Here is a 19097-nt window from a genome sequence, read left to right as displayed (position 1 = left end):
GGCTGGGTAGTCAGCCCGTCCGGCGTTTGAGGACGAGCGCGTTCAGCGCGATACGGGGGTTCGGGGGCGGAGCCCCCGAGGATGGGACGGGTAGGGGCGGCGGGGGCGAGAGAAATTCCCGCCGCACCTCAAACGCCCGCCCCAACCTCCCGCACAGGCCAACTCCCATCCACCACAGCGTCCGCCTCCCCCTTACGCCGCAGAAACCCCTGAAAATCCGCCGCCCACTCCGCATACCACTCGATCTGACGCCGATGCAGCTCCACCGCCCCCAACCCCGCAACCTTGGGATACCGCTCGGCTATCGCACCCGCCAACCGCGCCGCGGCCAACGCGTCCGCCGACGCGTCATGGGCGGCGTCCAGCGCGACCCCGTACTCCGTGCACACCGCTTCGAGGTTCCGCTTGCCGCGCCGATACCGGTCCACGGACCGGTCGATCGTGTACGGGTCGATCACGGGAGCCGGATCCAGCCCGCCCAGCCGCTCCCGCAGGGACGGCAGACCGTGCCGCCGCAGCTCCGCGGAGAGCAAGGTGAGGTCGAAGTTCGCGTTGTAGGCGACCACCGGCACGCCCGTTCTCCAGTACCCGGTCAGCACATCCGCGATCGCGTCCGCCACCTGGTCGGCGGGCCGCCCCTCACCGGTCGCGCGCTCGTTGGTGATGCCGTGCACGGCCACCGCGTCCGCCGGAATCTCCACGCCCGGATCCGCCAGCCATTCACGGCGGCCGAGCGGCTCACCGCCCCTCACCTCGATCACCGCGCCGGTGACGATGCGCGCCTCGGTCGGGTCCGTCCCGGTCGTCTCCAGGTCGAAGCCGATCAGCAGCTCATGGTGCCAGCCCATGCCTGGCCCCCCTTCTTGGTGGTGCTTTCCCCCAGTGGTCTCCACGATCCCATGAGCCACTGACAATCAGAGGACCGCATTCCGCTTATGGAAGCCGCGCAGGTCAGACAGGCCGACCAGGTCAGGACACCGGCCGCGAATCCGCCCAGGCCACCTCGAACTCCTCGCGGTACGTCGGGAAGATGCCGATCTCCTCCGACTCGTCCGACTTGACCACCCTGCTGCCACCGCGCAGCACCAGCACCGGCGCCTCCATCCCCCGCGTCCGGCGCAGATACGTCTGCACGATCGCGACCCCGTCCGAGCCGTCCCCGTCGACGAGGTAGGCCGTGAAGCGGGGCGTCTCGTCGAAGACCTGGATCTCGAAGGCGCCGGGGTCGCGCAGCTTCGACCGCACCCGGCGCATGTGCAGGATGTTCATCTCCACCGCGCGGCTCAACTCACCCCGCTTGATGCCGAGTTCCCGCTCACGCCGCTTCACCGCGCTGGACGCGGGGTTCAGGAACAGCAGTCTCGTCCGGCAGCCCGACTCCGCCAGCCGTACCAGCCGCCGCCCGGAGAAGTTCTGCACGAGCAGGTTGAGGCCGATCCCGATGGCGTCGAGGCGGCGCGCACCGCCGAAGATGTCCTCGGCCGGGAACTGCCGCATCAGCCGCACCCGGTCGGTGTGCACGGCGACCACGTCCCCGTACCGGTCGCCCACCAGGTCCTCGACCGCGTCCACCGGCAGCCGGCGCGCGGAAGGTACGTCGCCGCCCGCGCCGAGGGTCTCCAGGAGCTTGCCGGAGGCCCGTTCGGCCTGGTTGAGGACGGCCTCGGACAGGGCCCGGTTGCGGGAAACGACGTTGCGGGTGACCTCCAGCTCGTCCAGGGCCAGTTCGACGTCGCGGCGCTCGTCGACGTACGGCTCGAAGCACGGCCAGTGCTGCACCATCAGCTCGCGCAGCTGGGGGAGGGTGAGGAAGCTCAGGACGTTGTCGTCGGCCGGGTCGAGCAAGTAGCCCTTGCGGCGGCTGACTTCCCGTACCGCCACCGCGCGCTGCACCCACTCCTGGCCGGCCGGTCCGGCAGCCGCGACCACCCACTCGTCGCCGTGGACCGGTTCGTAGATGGGGCGCAGGACGGCGGCCACGACCGCGCGCAGTCGCTGTTCGACCAGGTTCAGCCAGATGTAGGCCCGGCCGGCCCGCTGGGCGCGCGTACGCACCTCGCGCCAGGCGTCGGCGTCCCAGTCCAGTTCCGGTCCAATGGAACCCGTCTCCATCGGCCGTGCCAGGGACACCGCGCCGGGCGGGACCTCTGTGGAGTTCCCCTCGTGACCCTCGTCACCAGGGGGCAACTCCAGCCCTCCCGAGCCCACCCGCGCACCGCCTTCCGCTCCCCCGAGCTTCTCCCCGTGGCCGGTCTGGGCCAACGATCAAGGAAGGGTACTCCGGGAGCGGTCGACGGTGCAGCCCGATGGACAGGTCGTTTCTCAACTACCGCTTTCGACATGCCCGTTCTGGTCGGCGAGGGCGGCGGGAGTGAGCGGATTCATAGCCGTGACATCGCGCGGGGCGATGGAGAAGCCCTGCCAGTGGACGGGCATGGGCTGTTGGTCCTCGTCCCGGGCTATGTGGTGGAAGCCCACGTTCACCCAGACCAACGGGTGTGTGAGGGTCTGTCCGTTGACCCATCCGTCGACGGACTTCTTGGCACCGGCACCGCAGTCGCCCAGGTTGTCACTGGCGAACTGCTCGCACTTGTTGTACTCGGTGAAGTAGACGTCGTGCCGGGTGTAACTGCGGCCCGGGTACTTGGTGGTGGCGCCGGGGACGATCTCGTACGACCGCGCGTGCCGGTCCTTGTTCTTGCCGGTGGCGCTGACGACACGCCACCAGCGCATGTTCTTGGCGTCGCCCGCGAGTTCCTTCTTGACCTGGGTGCGGGTCGTTTTGTTGGTGGGCCCTTCCTGGCCGTTCGCGGGCGGGCTGACGACCGAGTCGTACTGCTCGATCTTGCCCTTGGAGGAGCCGTCGAGGCCGAAGTCGAGCCGCCAGAAGACGTTGTGGCTGTGACTGGTGGCGTACGCCTTGGGGCCGTTGCCGATGGGCCAGCCACGGCCGTCGCCCGCGTCGTAGTCGTCGGGCGCGAGACTGCCGGTGGCGCCGACGTTCATGTTGACGGTGCCGTCGTCCTGGAAGCGCCACTCGGTCATGTACTCGTACCAGCCGACCTGGTTGACGGTGTAGACGAGCAGATCCTTGCCCTGGGTCTGCCAGACCTTGTTCGCGGTGTCGCCCTGCATCCGGTAGGCGTGGCCGCGTGAACGGGTCGTGGTGCACAGGCCCTTGACGTTCGCGTGCTCCGGGTCCCAGGACTCGGGGACCTTGACGGTCTTGATGGTGCCCCCGGGGCACTCACCGGGCGCCATGTTCATCAGTCCCTGGCCGAAGCCCGCCGCGGTCAGGTCTTGGTACTCGGCCTTCCCGTCGTCGTAAGGGACGTGTATCTGGCCGAGCTTCGCCGAGTTGAGGACCTTGATCGGGGACTCGCCCGGCGGCTGGTACGAGACGTTCTCCAGGACGAGCCCGGCCTCGCTCTCGTAGCGCCAGCACATCCGCCAGGTGGTGCCGGTGGCGAGCTTCTGCTCGATCCGGTACGGCGCACTGCACTCGGCGGGCGGCACGGGCCCGGCCTTCGGCTGGGCGGCGGCCGGCCCCGCCGCCGTGGTGAGGCTGGCGGCCAGCGCGACCACGGAGAGGCCTACGAGCAACGACTTTTCGCGCATGACGAAGAAACTCCCAAGGAGGAGAGAGCTGAAAAAGGGTGAGAGAAGAGAGAGGAGGGAAAGAGGAGGGAAAGAAGAGCCCTCGGGTCAGCCGAGCCTGGCCACCTTGCGGGCGCTCAGGTCGACGACGAGCGAACGGGCGTCGATCCACGGCCCGTTCTTCACCTTCGGGAAGAGCCGCACACAGCGGTGGTCACCGCAGGAGTCGAGCACGGCGGGCTGGGCGCCCGGAGTGGCCCGGTAGATGATGCTGGTGACGAGCAGCTGGTCCGGCGAGGTGAGTTCCTTGCCGGTGGCGTCCTTGTAGTCGGCCTTCAGACCCGAGCCCAGCGCGTCGGCTATCAGCAGCTGCGTCGCCTCGGCGGTCTCGGCGCGACTCAGCGGCGGCTGTACGCCGTGCTGGGTGCCGGTCCGCTCGACCTTGCCGGTTTCGAGGTTGACGGTCCTGGTGACCAGGGTGTCGTCCTTATAGTCGTAGTACGACACGTCCGCGCGCCGTGGCGCGTTCGGGTCGTCCACCTCGGCGGCCTCGGGGTCGGCGAGGTCGATGCCGATCCGCTGCGGGCCGCGCTGCCCCTCGACGTTCTCGCTGGAGTCGCGCAGCTGCCGGTTCAGGGCGATCCGCTCGACCTTCGCCATCTCGCCGTCGGTCAGCGGATCACGGCCCTTGCCCTGCTCGCCCTCGGCGGGCGCCTCTTCCACGACAGCGGGCGGCACCGCAGCCTGCTGCTGCGCGGACCCTCCCGCGCTCCCGCCCGTACTCGTCGTACTCCCCGCGGTCCCCGTACCTCCCGATTCGTCGGCCCCCGCCGATCCCGGCAGTGTCACCGCGACCATCAGGGCCGTACCGGCCACCGCGATCCCCGTACCCGCCACCACCTTGCCCAGGTGGCGACGCACGATCTTGCGCACGTAGTCCCCTTACTCCCCCTCACAGCCCCGGGAGTATGTAAAGAACGAAAAGTTTTGACATACCCGTGAATGCGGGTACGCACTGGTCGACCGGTAAGAGGGACGTAAGTCGTAGGTGGTTCCATCACTTTCGGGGAGACTCGGAGCGGAGTCGACCCAGCGGCGAACCACAACTGAAAGAGTCGGGTGCATGCAGGTCTGGCCAGGAGAGGCGTACCCACTCGGTGCCACGTACGACGGCGCCGGCACCAACTTCGCGGTCTTCTCGGAGGCCGCCGACCGGGTCGAGTTGTGTCTGCTGCACGACGACGGCTCGGAGACGGCGGTGGAACTCCGGGAGAGCGACGCGTTCGTCCGGCACGCGTATCTGCCCGGTGTGATGCCGGGTCAGCGGTACGGCCTCCGTATGCACGGTCCGTACGCGCCCGAGCGCGGCCAGCGGACCAACTCGGCGAAGCTGCTGCTCGACCCGTACGCGAAGGCGATCAGCGGTGCGGTCACCTGGGGCGAGGAGGTCTACGGCTACCACTTCGGCTCGCCCGAACGGCGCAACGACCTCGACTCTGCGCCGCACACGATGTCGTCGGTCGTGGTCAACCCGTACTTCGACTGGGGCGACGACCGGCGCCCGCGCACCGAGTACCACCACACGGTGATCTACGAGGCCCATGTGAAGGGCCTGACGATGCGCCATCCGGCGCTGCCCGAGGAACTGCGCGGGACGTACGCGGCGCTCGCCCACCCGGCGATCATCGAACACCTGACCGGACTCGGCGTCACGGCCCTGGAGCTGATGCCGGTCCACCAGTTCGTGAACGACCACCGGCTGGTGGACATGGGCCTGAACAACTACTGGGGCTACAACACGATCGGCTTCTTCGCCCCGCACAACGCGTACGCCTCCTGGGGCGACCGCGGCCAGCAGGTCCTGGAGTTCAAGTCGGCGGTACGGGCACTGCACGAGGCCGGTATCGAGGTCATCCTGGACGTGGTCTACAACCACACCGCGGAGGGCAACCATCTGGGCCCGACGCTGTCCTTCCGGGGCATCGACAACGCGCAGTACTACCGGCTCGCCGAGGACCAGCGCTACTACATGGACACCACGGGCACCGGGAACTCGCTGCTCATGCGGTCCCCGCACGTACTCCAGATGATCATGGACTCGCTGCGCTACTGGGTCACCGAGATGCACGTCGACGGCTTCCGCTTCGACCTCGCGGCCACGCTGGCCCGGCAGTTCCACGAGGTGGACCGGCTGTCGTCGTTCTTCGACCTGGTCCAGCAGGACCCGGTGGTGTCCCAGGTGAAGCTGATCGCCGAGCCGTGGGACGTGGGCGAGGGCGGCTACCAGGTGGGCAACTTCCCGCCGCTGTGGACCGAGTGGAACGGCATGTACCGCGACACCGTCCGGGACATGTGGCGGGGCGAGCCGCGCACGCTCGCGGAGTTCGCGTCCCGGCTGACGGGCTCCTCGGACCTCTACCAGGACGACGGCCGCCGTCCGCTGGCCTCGATCAACTTCGTGACCTGCCACGACGGTTTCACCCTCAACGACCTGGTGTCGTACAACGAGAAGCGGAACCTGGCCAACGGCGAGGACAACCGGGACGGCGAGAGCCACAACCGGTCCTGGAACTGCGGCGCGGAGGGCGAGACCGACGACCCCGACGTCCTCGCCCTCCGGGGGCGCCAGCTGCGGAACTTCATCGCGACGCTGATGCTGTCCCAGGGCGTGCCGATGATCAGCCACGGCGACGAGTTCGCCCGCACCCAGGGCGGGAACAACAACGCGTACTGCCAGGACAACGAGGTCTCCTGGGTGCCGTGGCCCGGCGACGAGGACGGCGAATCCGGCGTCGGCGATCTGCTGGACTTCACGCGCGCGATGGTGTGGCTGCGCAAGGACCACCCGGTCTTCCGCAGGCGCCGCTTCTTCCACGGCCGCCCCGTGGAGGGCACCCACGACGACCTGTCGGACATCGCCTGGTTCACTCCGGCGGGCGAGGAGATGGTCCAGCGCGACTGGGACTCGTCGCAGGCGGGCGCGATGAGCGTGTTCCTCAACGGCAACGCGATCTCGGAACCGGGTGCGCGCGGTGAGCGCATCGCCGACGACTCGTTCCTGCTGATGTTCAACGCCTCGCCGAAGACGCTGGAGTTCGTGGTGCCGGTCAACCACGGCCGCCGCTGGCAGGTCGTGATCGACACGGCCCGCCCCGAGGGCGTGCCCCCGGGCACGGGCGCGAAGGTGGAGGCGGGCGACCGGCTCACCCTGACGGACCGCAGTCTGACGGTGCTGCAACGACCCGCGTAGTCGTGGCGATGACACGAAAGGCCTCGGGGCGGGTACTTAGGTTCCCATGACACCTGAGCGCCCTGACCCGGTCGTGCCCACGGCCACCTACCGGCTGCAACTCCAGCCCGCGTTCCCGTTCGGTGCCGCGGCGGCCGCCGTGCCCTACCTGGCCTCGCTCGGCGTCTCGCATCTGCATCTGTCGCCGTTCCTGGAGGCCGTCCCGGGGTCGACGCACGGCTACGACATCGTGGACCCCGCGCGCGTGCGTGGTGAGCTCGGCGGCGAGGAGGGGCTGCGCGCGCTGGCGCGCACCGCGCGGGAGCACGGTCTCGGGCTGGTCGCCGACATCGTGCCCAACCACATGGCCATGTCCCCGCGCCACAACCGTCCTCTGTGGGAGGTGCTCCGGGAGGGGCCCGATTCGCCGTACGCGCGGTGGTTCGACGTCGACTGGGAGGCACAGGGCGGCCGGATGCTGCTGCCGGTGCTCGGGGGGCCGCTCGGCGCGGAGCGGGACCAGCTGAAGGTCGGGCACTGGGAGGACGCGCACCTGGGGTACGACGGCCCTGTCCTGCGCTACTACGACCATGTCCTCCCGCTGCGCGAGGGCACCGAGGAGCTGCCGCTGCCGCAGCTCCTCGACGCCCAGTGGTACCGCCCGGTGTGGTGGCGGCTGGCCCGCACCGAACTCAACTACCGGCGTTTCTTCAGCATCTCGGAGCTGATCGGGGTGCGGGTCGAGGACCCCGAGGTGTTCGCGGCGACCCACGGGAAGCTGCTGGAGCTGCTCGACGACGGCGTGGTGGAGGGGCTGCGGGTCGACCACCCGGACGGTCTCGCGGACCCCGGCGGGTATCTGCGCCGGCTGCACGAGGCGAGCGGGGGCCGCTGGACGGTGGTCGAGAAGATCCTGGCCGACGGGGAACATCTGCCGGCGGGCTGGCCGGTCGCGGGGACCACCGGGTACGACGCCCTGCGGCACGTGGACGGCCTGTTCACTGACCCGGCGGGGGTGGGTGAACTCCTCGGCCAGTACCGGCGGTTCGCGGCCCCTCAGGCCGACCGCGGCGGGCACTGGGAGACGACGGTCCGGCGGGCCGCGTACAAGGTGGTGACGCACGAGCTGGCCACCGAGGTGGACCGGCTGACCCGCGTGGCGAACCGTATCTGCGCGGACTCCCCGGACCTCGCCCTGCGCGACCGTGCCCCCTGGGCCCTGCGTACCGCGCTGCGCGAGCTGCTGGTCCGCCTGGAGGTCTACCGCCCCTACACCCCGGGGGACGCGGCCTCCCTGGTCACCGAGGAGGCCGCCGAGGAAGCCCGGCGGGCGTTCGCCGTCCCGGAGGAGGGCGGGGCCGTGGACGTCGTACGGAATCTGCTGCTGGGGCGGTTCGGGGACGGGCCCGACCACGTCGAGTTCCGGAACCGGTTCGCGCAGACGGCTTCGGCGCTGCGGGCCAAGTCCGTGGAGGACACGGCGTTCTACCGCTATGTGCCGCTGCTGTCGGCGACCGAGGTCGGCGGCGGCCCGGGCAGCCCCGCGGTGTCCCCGGAGGACTTCCACGCCTACTGCGCGCGCGTGCAGCGCGACTGGCCGGCAACGGGGACGGTGCTGTCGACACACGACACGAAGCGCAGCGCCGACGTACGCGCGGCGCTGGCCGTCCTCACCGAGTGCCCGCAACGCTGGGCCGACGTCCTGGCGGAGGTCACCCGCACCGGCGAGGGCGTGCCCGACGCCCAATTGGCGTGGGCGGCCTGGCAGACGGCCTTCGGTCTGGGCCCGGCGGCCCCTGAGAGGCTCCAGGGCGCCCTGCTGAAGCACGTCCGGGAGGCGGGCCTGCACACCGCCTGGACGGAGCAGGAACCGGCGTACGAGGAGGCTGTGGCGGCTTTCGTGGCGGCGGGCCCGTGCGGGGCCCCCGGCGAGGTCGTGGCCGCGCTGCGAAGCGCCCTGGAGCCGTACATCCGGGCGAACGTCCTGGGGACGGCCCTGGTCCATCTGACGATGCCGGGGGTGCCGGACCTCTACCAGGGCACGGAGAGCGAGTACCGGGCGCTGGTGGACCCGGACAACCGGCGCCCCGTTCGTTTTCCGCCGGAGGTGCCGGGCGAGAAGGCGGAGTTGACGGCTGCCGCGTTGCGGCTGCGCGCGCGGCGCCCGGCGGTGTTCGGCGACACGGCGACGTACACGCCGCTCGTCGCAGAGGGCCCGGCGGCGGCGCACTGTGCGGCGTTCGCGCGCTCCGGGGAGGTGGTCACGGCGGTCACCCGGCTGTCGCTGCGGCTGGCGGACACGGGCGGCTGGCAGGACACGCTGCTGCCGTTGCCGCCGGGCCGGTGGGCCGATCTGCTGGATCCGGAGCGGGAGTTCACGGGGCACGCGCGCGTGGAGGAGCTTTTCGCGCGGCTGCCGGTGGCACTGCTGGAGCGTGTCGGCGAGGAGTGACAGCAGGGGCGCGGGCTCGTTGCGCACGCCCCTTTTTGCGCTCTGGCGCCCGGCTCACGGAGGCGCGCACTCCCGGAGCGCGCAGTGCGTGACCGGCGCATGGTGGTGAGCGGCGTCGCTCCCTCGGCGCCCCGTCGGTGGCACGCGTACACGCCCCCGGCGGGGCCCGCGCATGCCGTTCCGCGCGGCAGTTGGCCCCACCGGCTGTTCCCCCGGCCGCACTCCTCCTCACCACCGGCGGTGAGTACTCCTTGGCGCCCCCTGGAGCCGCCCCCGTCGCCTCCTTGACAGCCCTCCGACGCCATGGGGTACTGCGGATTGCGACGCAGGGTGGACCAGACGGGGGTGAGTCTCCTGCCGGAGCTGCGCTACCCCAGTGTGAACGAACTCGTCTCGTCCGCCCGGGCGCTGGCGGCTCACCGGCCGGGCCTGTGCGCCCTCAGGCAGGTGGGCTCCTCCCGCGCGGGACGGCCCCTGCACCTGCTGTCCGTGGGCCACGCACGGCGCGCCGTGCTCGTCGTCGCGGGCGCCCACGCCAACGAACCCACGGGCGGCTCCACACTCCTCGCCCTCGCCGAACGGGCCCTGTACGACCACGAGCTGCGGACGGCGACCTCCTGGCACTTCCTGCTGTGCGCGGACCCGGACGGCGCCAGCCTGCACGTCACCCCGGCGCCGCGCAGCCTGCTCGACTACCACCTCGGCTTCTACCGGCCCGCCGGGGCCGAGCAGCCGGAGTGGTCGCCCTCCGTACTGCCGCCCGACCGGCTGCCGCCCGAGACCCTCGCCCTGATCCGGGTCATCGACGAACTGCGGCCCTACCTCCAGGTCACCCTGCACGGCACCGACGTCGGCGGCAGCTGGGTGCAGCTGACCAGGGACGTCCCCGGGCTCGCCGAGCCGTTCGCCAAGTCGGCGGCGCAGCTGCACATCCCGGTGGAGACGGGCGCCTCGGACGCGGCGGGCTGGCCCGCGTCGGGGCCCGGTGTGCATGTGATGCCGGCGCCGGGCTCGGACGCGGCGTACCCGAGCATGCCGGACGACGCCCGGCACAGCACCTGGTACCACGCCCACCGGTACGGCGGTCTGACCGCGGTCGTGGAGGTGCCGATGTGGGCGAGCGACCTGGTGGACGACCCCGCCCCGCACCCCGCGCCTGCGGCGGCGTTACGGCGGCTCGCGGGCCGGCTGCTGCGGGACGGGCTGGAGGTCGAACGGGTCCTCGCCGACGCGCTGCCCCGGCTCAAGGGCGCCGAGGGGCCGCTGTTGCGGGCCGCCCAGTGGGCGCTGGAGCTGGTGCCGGGGCTGGCCGCCGACTGGACGCACACACCGCCCGCCGACACGACGATGGCGTACGTCGGCAGCGTGGACGCGTTCGGCCGCCGGCTGCCGCTGCGGGCCGCCGCGATGCTGCTGCGGGTCCTGCGGGAGACCGACGACCGCGCGGCACCGCGCCTCGAACACCTGGTCACGGTCTGGAGCGAGGCCTTCATGGACCGCTTCCGCGCCCGCTGGGTGCCCTTGGAGCACCAGGTCGAGCACCAGGCCCGCACGGTGGTGGCGGCGGCGCGGCACGCGCGCGAGGGGGCCGCCCGGAGGAGCTAGGCGCTCCGCCGGATGTGCCGTGCTGGGTTGTCTTTCGACTGCGGCGCCGTCGCGGCTGGTCGCGCAGTTCCCCGCGCCCCTTGGCGGCGTCGCCGGACCGCAGTCGACTTCACCGGGTCCGCTTGGAGGAGCCAGGAGAAACCGTTCGCCTCTCTCCCTGCCGTTCGCCCGGCCGGGGCGCCCCCGATGGGCACCTACAGGGCGAACACAGCCCCGGTGCGCGCGCCCAGTTCGCAGCCGTTGGAGAAGGTCCTGTCGTACTCCCGCGGGCGGCCGTTCCACTCCCCGTGCGCGTGGACGGTGACCGGGGAGTAGAGCATGGGGCAGATGACCTTCTTCGGCGGGATGCCGCCGATGTCGCCGTCGGCGGCGGCGAGGTCCGCACAGGCCCGGGCCGCCTGCGCGTGCCCCTGGGGCGGGTCGCACAGCACCAGCGTACCGCGGGTGTCGCCGGAACCCGACTCGCCCCGGGTGACGGTGACGTAGAGCCAGTTGTCGCCGGCGCTCCCCGGGGAGACCGCCTGGGCCGGGGCCGAGCCCGCGACGAGGAGACCGACGGCCAGCAGGGCACCGCGTACCGCTCGCACGGCATTGACGGTCCCGTTGGTCCGGGCGGGGCTGATCGTGTTGCCGGTGGTGATGGTGTGGGTCATTCCCTGTGCATCGGCACCGCGGACTCCGTGCCCCAGCCCGAGTCACCCGAACGGGAGCCCACGCGCGCGTGGCGGCCCGCCAGTTCGAACGCGGCGAGCACCACCCGCGACTGGTACTCCACCTGACGGGCGACCGGTATCCAGCGCGCCCCGCAGCCGTCGCGGTAGTCGGCGCACCACTCGTCGATCAGCCGGTCGAGCGCGCACCGGACGTCGGCGGCCCCCGGACCGGCGGCGCACGCCAGCTGGTGCAGCAGCCCCGCCGTGCGCAGGGCCAGCTTCCGCCCTGCGATGCGCAGGGTGGCCAGGTGGGCGGTGCTGAGCGGGGGCAGGGGGCGTGCGGTGCCGTCGTCCGTGTCGGGGTCCCAGGTGTCGGCGAGGCCGGGGCAGACCAGGAGGTAGTCGTCCACGGGGGCGAGGAGACGGTCCGCGTCCGGCACGCGCGCGAGGTGGGGTCTCAGGCGTCCGAGGGCCAGCTCCAGGTACCGCGTGTCGTGCCGCAGCGTGTGGCTGATGGTGCGCAGCACGGCGTCGGCGTCGGCGGGCGGGCTGTCGTCCTCCACGGCGGCGACGCCCCACATGGGCGACTCGACGATCGCGGTCACGGTGCCGTGCCGGTGCGGATGGAACCAGGTCGACTCGACGGCGGCCTCGGTGATGGCGGCGGCCAGGTCTCCGCGCCTCGGCGGCGGTATCCGGTGCACGGCGGGTCCCAGGCGGGGCCAGTACAGGGTGTCGAACGAGCCGAGTTCGCGCGGTATGCCGAGCCGGGCCGCGGTCTGCTCGACGCGCTGCGGGAGGCCGGGCAGGTCGCGGGTGAGTTCCACGAAGGCGCCGCCGACGTCGACGCCGTGCAGCGAGCACTGGAAGAACGGCCGCAGTTCGTCCTGGACGGCGAGGAGTGCGCGGGTCTCCGGCAGGGCGGCGCCGGCCGCGCCGTCGGGCAGCCATTCGGGCTGTTCCATGAAGCCGGGCCGGAAGAAGTTCCGGAAGTAGTGCCCGAGCGTGTACGGGCCCCCGAGCCAGCCCTCGTTGCGGCGCGAGCCGTCGGGGTCGAGGCACAGCAGCAGGTTCCAGGTGGCGTCCGCGCGGAGGGCCGGTCCGGGGTCGGCGAGTGCCCGCTCGGCGAGCCGGAGGGCGGTCGCGCCGCCCACGGGCTCGTTGGCGTGCGGTCCGGCGACGACGAGGGCCTGGCGGTCACCGTGCCCCACGGAGAGCAGCCACAGGGGCGTACCGCCGCGCGAGGTGCCGACCGTGCGCAGCCGGGCGTCGGCGGGGTGCCGGGCGACGAGTGCGGCGGCCCGGTCGGCCAGCTCGTCCACGGACGGGTAGCGGAGGAGCGGCGACAGGGCACACCTCCACAAGCGGGGCCGTCGATTCACCTGGTGTACATGGTGCACGCACAGTCAGTCACGACTCCGGGGGTACGTCAACACCGCGGCAGGCAAAGTGAATTGCTCCCACGGGGACGGTCCCAAGGGGGCGGTGTCACTCGGCGGCGAGCCTGAACGCCATGTGCCCGAAGCCGATCTGGTCGCCGTCCCGGACGACGGCCGCGCCGATCACACGTCGGCCGTTCACCGTGGTGCCGTTGGTCGAGCCGAGGTCGCGCAGCACCCACAGGCCGCCCTGGTGCCGGAGTTCGGCGTGGACGCGCGAGACCGTCTCGTGGGTGAGCCGCAGACCGTTGGCGGGGTCGCGCCCTATGCGCAACGGGTGGCCGCTGCCGGGGTGGGGCAGCAGCAGCTTGGGGAGCCGCTCGGACTGCCAGGCCCTGCGCAGCCGTACCGTGAAGCCGGAGACCGCCTCGACCGTCCCGAACACCAGGCGGGACAGCCTGCTCTCGGTGGGCAGATCCGCGGTGAGGACAGCCAGTTCGTCGGACCGGCGGGCGATGAGCGCGAGTTCCATCCGGCGGATGAACGTGTCGTGCGAGAGCCGGCCCAGGGCGACCCCGTCCCGCAGCACCTTCAGCGCCCGGTCGCGCTCCGCGTCGGAGAGACGAGCCGGATACGTGTGGAACTCGAAGGACGACGTCACGTTCGTGATTGTCGGGCAGCGCGCGCGGGGTGTCCAGAAAACGCGGAAACGGTGGCCCGTCGGTCAGGCCCGACGACACCCGGGGGCAAACGTGAAGATTCAAGCGCGGAGCGGGGGTGTTTGAAGCACGATGGGACGGGCTACCTCCCGGGCACCACCCGGCAGACGAAGGGGAACCGTCCGTGCACTTCGAGGTGTGGGCACCGCAGGCCAGTCGTGTGACGCTCCAGTGCGACTCGGGCACGCGCGCGTTGGAGCACGATCCGGAGCGCACGGGCTGGTGGTCCGGCGAGGCCGCGGCCCGGGACGGGTCGCGCTACGGCTTCGCCGTGGACGACGGCCCCGTACGGCCCGACCCGCGCTCGCGCCGCCAGCCGGACGGCCCGGACGGGCTGAGCGCCGTCGTCGACCACGGGCTCCACACCTGGCGCACCGAGTGGGCGGGCCGCGCGCTGCCGGGCGCGGTCCTGTACGAGCTGCACGTGGGCACGTACACGCCCGAGGGCACGCTGGACGCGGCGGCCGGGCGGCTCGGCCACCTGGTGGAACTGGGCGTGACGCACGTCGAGTTGATGCCGCTGTGCCCGTTCCCGGGGCGGCACGGCTGGGGGTACGAGGGGGTCTCCCTGTGGGCGGTGCACGAGCCGTACGGCGGCCCCGAGGCGCTGAAGCGATTTGTCGATGAAGCACACGCACTCGGTCTCGGCGTGGTCCTGGACGTCGTGCACAACCACTTGGGCCCTTCCGGCAACTATCTCCCCGCCTTCGGCCCGTACTTCACGGACACGCATCAGACGCCGTGGGGTTCCGCCGTGAACCTGGACGCGCCCGGGTCGGACGAGGTGCGCGCGTATCTGCTGGGCAGCGCGCTGGCCTGGCTGCGCGACTACCGGATCGACGGGCTGCGGCTGGACGCGGTGCACGCGCTGCGGGACACACGCGCGCGCCACTTCCTGGAGGAGCTGTCGACGGCCGTGGACGCCCTCGCCGCCGAGCTGGGCCGGCCGCTGTCCCTGATCGCCGAGTCCGACCTCAACGACCCGCGGCTGGTCACCCCGCGCGCGGGCGGCGGTCTCGGACTGCACGCCCAATGGAGCGACGACTTCCACCACGCCCTGCACGCGGCGCTGACCGGTGAGTCGAAGGGCTACTACGAGGACTTCGCACGGGCCCCGTTCGCGGCGCTCGCCAAGACGCTCACGGGCGGCTACTTCCACGACGGCACGTACTCGACCTTCCGGGGCCGGCTGCACGGCCGCCCGCTCGACCGCACCCGGGTCGCCGCGCACCGGCTGCTCGGCTTCACACAGACCCACGACCAGATCGGCAACCGCGCCCAGGGGGACCGCCTTTCGGCCTCCCTCTCCCCCGGTCTGCTCGCCTGCGGGGCCGCGCTGATGCTCACCGGGCCGTTCACACCGATGCTGTTCATGGGCGAGGAGTGGGCGGCGGGCACTCCGTGGCAGTTCTTCACCGACCACACGGACGCGGACCTCGCGGAGGCCGTACGGCGAGGCAGGCGGCGGGAGTTCACGGCGCACGGCTGGGCCGAGGAGGACGTCCCCGACCCGCAGGACCCGGCGACCCGCGACCGCTCCTGCCTCGACTGGTCCGAGCCCGGACGTGAGCCCCACGCGCGCGTGCTGTCCTGGTACCGCGAGCTGATCGCCCTGCGCCACGCCCAGCCCGACCTCACGGACCCCGATCTGTCGGACATCAAGGTCGCGTACGACGAGGAGGCCCGCTGGCTCGCGTTCCGGCGCGGGGACGTACGCGTGGTGGCGAACCTGGCCGCGAAGCCGGCGGCGGTCCCCCTGGGCCCGCGACGGGCAACGGTTCTCGCCGCCTGGGAACCGGTCGAACTGCCGGGCGCGGACGGACTGCTGCACGTCCCCGGGGAGTCCTGCGTGGTGCTGGAGCAAGACTGAGCGCAGGAGGCCTACCCTTCCTCGTCCGGCTCCCGCAGTTCCGTCACCCGTTCCAGCAGGATCGCCTCCCACGCGCGTCGCAGCTGCACCCGCAGCAGCGGTCGCGGGCCGGCGTCGCGGCCGGTGAGGCTCTCGGCGAGCCGGACGACCGTGTCGCAGCGGGCGAGCCACAGGCCGCGCAGACAGGGGCGGGCCGCGTAACCGGCGAGGGTGGCCGCGCGTACGGCGGCGGGCGAGCCGACCGCGAGGGCGAGCCCGGCGATGTCCTCGGCCGGGTCGCCGACGACCGCGTCGGTCCAGTCGAGGACCCCGCGCACCCGCCCGTCGGCGCTCACCACGAGGTGCTCGCCCCTGAGATCGTGGTGGACGAGGACCGCCGTACCGGCCTGCGCGGCGAGCTGCGTGGCGGCGGCCGGGGTCAGCTGGTGGAGCCGTACGGGGTCGAACTCGTCGGCCGCGGCGAGACGTTCGGCCGCGCGCTCGGCGGCCCGGCGCAGGGCCTCCAGGGAGCGTGGCGCGACCCGCGGCACCCCGAGCGTCTCGGCCTGCCGTGCGGGCACCTCGCGCAGGCCCGTGAGCAGCGCGGCCAGATCGGCCTCGCCGACGGCGGAGACGTCGTGCTCCTCGGCCGAGCCGCCGGGCACCCTGGTGTCCAGCGTGTAGGCCAGTCCGGCGGCCCACTCACCGTGCGCCACACCGACGGGGACGGCGACGCCGAGGTGCGGGCGTACGAGGTCGCGCAGGCGCAGTTCGCGGCGCAGCCGCGCGGACGCGTCCCGGTCGGGGGCCAGGCGCAGGACGTGCCGGGCGCCGACCCACCAGGTGGACGCCTCGCCGCCCGCGCCGACGGGCCGCACGTCGGGTCCCGGCGTGGCGGACGCGCCGAGGGCGCTGTCCGCGAGCAGGGAGCGGACCAGTCGGCGGACCGTGTCCGCGGTGGGTGTCGGTGCCTGTGTCATGGTCGCGCCGTTGTCGTCCGGAGGGGTGCTGGCGGGGCGGAACTCCTGATGAGCGGTCGGTCAGTCCACGACGACCAGCTCGCGCGTCGTGTTGTTGAGGCGTCGGCCACCGTCCTCGGTCACCGTGACGATGTCCTCGATACGTACGCCGAACCGGCCCGGCAGGTAGATGCCGGGCTCCACGGAGAAGCACATGCCGGGGACGAGCGGCCGTTCCTCGCCCTCGATCATGTACGGCGGCTCGTGCGTGGTGACGCCGATGCCGTGGCCGGTGCGGTGGATGAAGTACTCGCCGTATCCGGCCTCGGTGATGACCGCGCGGGCCGCCCGGTCGACGTCCTGGCAGGCGGCGCCGGGCCGTACGGCGCGGAAGCCCGCCTCCTGGGCCTCGCGCACGATGTCGTGGACCCTGCGCTCCTCGGCGTCCGGTTCGCCGACGTGGACCGTGCGGGAGGTGTCGGAACCGTAGCCGTGCAGGAGGCCGCCGAAGTCGAGGACGACCATGTCGCCCTGCTCGATGACGCGGTCGCCTGCCTCATGGTGCGGGTTGGCGCCGTTGGGGCCGGAGGCGACGATCGTGAAGTCGACCTCTGAGTGCCCGAACCGCCGCAGCAGATCGGCGAGATCGCCCGCGACGTCCCTCTCGCGGCGGCCCCCGAAGGGAACCTTCCGGATCTCCTCGAACGTTGCGTCAGCAGCCGCTCCCGCGGCTGCCAGGCGGGTCAGTTCCGCCGCGTCCTTCACGGCGCGCAGCATCGGCAGTCCCTCGGTGAGGGAGACGTACGAGGTGCCGGGCAGCGCCTTCTGGAATGCCAGCAGATGCAGTGCCCAGGCGTTGTCGCTGACCCCGAAGCGGCCCGCCGCGTCGAGAAGGGGTGCGGTGGCCGCGTACGGGTCCTTGCCGTCGGTCCAGTCGCGCAGGGTCAGGGCGGGTGCGCCCGCCGCGTGGGCCGCGTCCGGGGCCTCCAGGGCGGGGACCACGAGGACCGGGTCCTGTCCGGCGGCCAGGACCAGCAGCGTGAGACGTTCGGTGACCGCTGTGGGCGCGTAGCCGGTGAGCCAGACGAGGTCGGGTCCCGGGGCCACCAGGAGCCCGGCGAGCCCCGTGTCCTCGGCCGCCCGTGCGGCGCGCCGCATCCGGGCCCGGTAGTCGTCGGCGGTGAAGGGCGCGGGGCTGCTGCCGGTCATCCGGGCCTCCGTGGAAGGGCGAGGGGCTACGGGCAGCATCCTGCCCGGATGCGCGGGGTGGCGCGAGCCGGTTTGCAGCTCTCACCACCCGTCTCGCGCCCATCTCCCGCCCGCGCCCTTCCACCGCGACTCGCTCGACTAACGGATAGGAGTTGAGCAACCATTAGATCTAATGCTTAGATCTACCTGAACCATTAAGGGAGGCGGAAGTCCATGCTCGTACTGGCCCACATCAGCGATCTGCACCTCGACGGAACCGCGCGGTCCATCGCGCGCGCCGAACGGGTGCGCGACCGGCTGTGGGAGCTGCCGGGGCATGTGGACGCCCTGCTGGTGACCGGGGACATCGCGGACCACGGCACGGAGTCCGAGTACGAGGAGGCCGCGCGCATCCTCGGGCTGCGCACCGGCGACGCGCCCTTCCCCGTGCTCACCTGCCCGGGCAACCACGACAGCCGCGCGCCCTACCGCAAGGCACTGCTCGGTCTGCCCGCCGCAGAGGCGCCGGTGAACAGTGCGCACGTCTTCGACGACGCCGCCGTCCTGATGTGCGACTCGAGCGTGCCGGGCCGCGACGAGGGCGCCCTGGACAACGAGACGTACGACTGGATCGACGCGACGCTCGACGAACTGGACGAGGGTGTCCCGGCGCTGCTCGCCTTCCACCATCCGCCCGTCGCCCTGCACCATCCCCTGCCGGACTCCTACCAGCTGGGCCGGCCCGACCGGCTTGCCGCCCTGATGGAGCGCAGGCCGCAGATCGCCGGGCTCATCACCGGTCACGCGCACACCCCGGCCGCCACGGTCTTCGCGGGCCGGCCGCTGGTCGTCGGCCCGGGGGTGACGTGGACCCTCCGGCTGCCCTGGGAGGGCGAGGAGGTCGCGGACCGGGACGCGCCGGTCGGCCTCGCCTTTCATGTGCTGGCCGACGACGGGCGGCTGACCAGCCACTTCAGGGTGGTCGTCTGACGGAGGGGGCAAGTGGCGGACTCGGTCGGGTGGCAGAGCCGTCAACTGACCGAGGCGGTCAGGTGACGACGCCCGGGATCGCCACCAACTGCTGGTAGCCGCCGCTGCGGTGACGGACCGTGAGGGTGATCTCCGCACCGGGGCGGGCTCGGGCGACCACGCGGGCGAGATCGGCCGCCGAGTCGACCCGGGCCCCGCCGAAGGTGAGGAGTACGTCGCCCCGGACCAGGCCCGCGGTGTAGCCCGGGCCGGGGATGTGGACGCCGACGACCAGGGCTCCTACTTTCTCGGCGTCCACGGCCTCGACACCGAGGGTCGCGGTCACGGCCGACGCCGAGGAGGCCGGGCTCGCGCCGCCCGAGGGCTGCTTGGAAGGGCCCGCCCCGGATCCGGGCCCGGACCGGGACGTGGCCCCGGACCCAGGCCCTGACTCGGCGGGCGCACAATCTGGTCACGTCGGCCGGTCGAGGGGCCGCA

General features: G+C 72.2%; 14 protein-coding genes and 1 pseudogene. 5 read left to right on the top strand and 10 right to left on the bottom strand.

Annotation, left to right across the window (positions count from 1 at the left end):
• Positions 1-128: 128 nt before the first annotated feature.
• From ACWCRB_RS42650 to ACWCRB_RS42635, 4 genes are all read right to left on the bottom strand, one after another.
• Positions 129-848, bottom strand: a complete 720-nt coding sequence (locus ACWCRB_RS42650; RefSeq protein ID WP_451001216.1) for an exonuclease domain-containing protein — start codon at positions 846-848, stop codon at positions 129-131.
• Positions 849-969: 121 nt separating this feature from the next.
• Entirely contained in the window at positions 970-2208 is a 1239-nt protein-coding gene (locus ACWCRB_RS42645) for an SAV2148 family HEPN domain-containing protein (protein WP_369037636.1), read from the bottom strand.
• A 114-nt stretch (positions 2209-2322) separates the two neighbouring features.
• Entirely contained in the window at positions 2323-3618 is a 1296-nt protein-coding gene (locus tag ACWCRB_RS42640) for a copper amine oxidase (protein ID WP_451001215.1), read from the bottom strand.
• Between the two features lie 87 nt (positions 3619-3705).
• Positions 3706-4530, bottom strand: a complete 825-nt coding sequence (locus ACWCRB_RS42635) for a Tat pathway signal sequence domain protein (RefSeq protein ID WP_451001214.1) — start codon at positions 4528-4530, stop codon at positions 3706-3708.
• Positions 4531-4720: 190 nt separating this feature from the next.
• Between ACWCRB_RS42635 and glgX the strand changes: the two genes are divergently transcribed.
• The 3 genes from glgX to ACWCRB_RS42620 all read left to right on the top strand — a co-directional run bounded on the left by glgX (position 4721) and on the right by ACWCRB_RS42620 (position 10883).
• Positions 4721-6847, top strand: a complete 2127-nt coding sequence (gene glgX / locus ACWCRB_RS42630) for a glycogen debranching protein GlgX (protein WP_451001213.1) — start codon at positions 4721-4723, stop codon at positions 6845-6847.
• 46 nt (positions 6848-6893) lie between these two features.
• Entirely contained in the window at positions 6894-9278 is a 2385-nt protein-coding gene (treY, locus tag ACWCRB_RS42625; RefSeq protein WP_451001212.1) for a malto-oligosyltrehalose synthase, read from the top strand.
• Positions 9279-9623: 345 nt separating this feature from the next.
• A complete protein-coding gene (locus tag ACWCRB_RS42620) occupies positions 9624-10883 on the top strand; it encodes a M14 family zinc carboxypeptidase (RefSeq protein ID WP_451001211.1) in 1260 nt (419 codons plus the stop codon).
• 194 nt (positions 10884-11077) lie between these two features.
• On the opposite strand, the gene ACWCRB_RS42615 is transcribed toward ACWCRB_RS42620, so the two are convergent.
• From ACWCRB_RS42615 to ACWCRB_RS42605, 3 genes are all read right to left on the bottom strand, one after another.
• On the bottom strand, positions 11078-11536 hold the full coding sequence (locus tag ACWCRB_RS42615) for an SSI family serine proteinase inhibitor (RefSeq protein WP_451001210.1): 459 nt from the start codon (positions 11534-11536) through the stop codon (positions 11078-11080).
• Positions 11533-12858 carry a M14 family zinc carboxypeptidase gene (locus ACWCRB_RS42610; protein ID WP_451001209.1) on the bottom strand — a complete coding sequence of 442 codons (1326 nt, stop codon included), beginning with the start codon at positions 12856-12858 and terminating at the stop codon, positions 11533-11535. The genes ACWCRB_RS42615 and ACWCRB_RS42610 overlap by 4 nt, the downstream gene beginning before the upstream one ends.
• A gap of 166 nt (positions 12859-13024) precedes the next feature.
• Positions 13025-13576: a DUF1707 and FHA domain-containing protein gene (locus ACWCRB_RS42605; protein WP_235474138.1), complete on the bottom strand. Its 552-nt coding sequence runs from the start codon at positions 13574-13576 to the stop codon at positions 13025-13027.
• A 182-nt stretch (positions 13577-13758) separates the two neighbouring features.
• Between ACWCRB_RS42605 and treZ the strand changes: the two genes are divergently transcribed.
• On the top strand, positions 13759-15504 hold the full coding sequence (gene treZ / locus ACWCRB_RS42600; RefSeq protein WP_451001208.1) for a malto-oligosyltrehalose trehalohydrolase: 1746 nt from the start codon (positions 13759-13761) through the stop codon (positions 15502-15504).
• A gap of 11 nt (positions 15505-15515) precedes the next feature.
• Here treZ and ACWCRB_RS42595 read toward each other — a convergent pair whose 3' ends face one another.
• Positions 15516-16463, bottom strand: a complete 948-nt coding sequence (locus ACWCRB_RS42595; protein ID WP_451001207.1) for an aminoglycoside phosphotransferase family protein — start codon at positions 16461-16463, stop codon at positions 15516-15518.
• A 60-nt stretch (positions 16464-16523) separates the two neighbouring features.
• Positions 16524-17651, bottom strand: coding sequence for an aminopeptidase P family protein (locus ACWCRB_RS42590; RefSeq protein WP_451001206.1), 1128 nt, complete (start codon positions 17649-17651; stop codon positions 16524-16526).
• Between the two features lie 213 nt (positions 17652-17864).
• Between ACWCRB_RS42590 and ACWCRB_RS42585 the strand changes: the two genes are divergently transcribed.
• Positions 17865-18620 carry a metallophosphoesterase gene (locus ACWCRB_RS42585; protein WP_451001205.1) on the top strand — a complete coding sequence of 252 codons (756 nt, stop codon included), beginning with the start codon at positions 17865-17867 and terminating at the stop codon, positions 18618-18620.
• 58 nt (positions 18621-18678) lie between these two features.
• Here ACWCRB_RS42585 and ACWCRB_RS42580 read toward each other — a convergent pair.
• Positions 18679-19050 (bottom strand): annotated as a pseudogene (locus tag ACWCRB_RS42580) (PDZ domain-containing protein); the annotation flags it as partial.
• Positions 19051-19097: the final 47 nt, after the last annotated feature.

Source organism: Streptomyces sp. NPDC002156 (assembly GCF_053593675.1).
The sequence above is the reverse complement of the archived record's forward strand: the minus strand, read 5'-3'. Positions and strand labels throughout refer to the sequence as shown.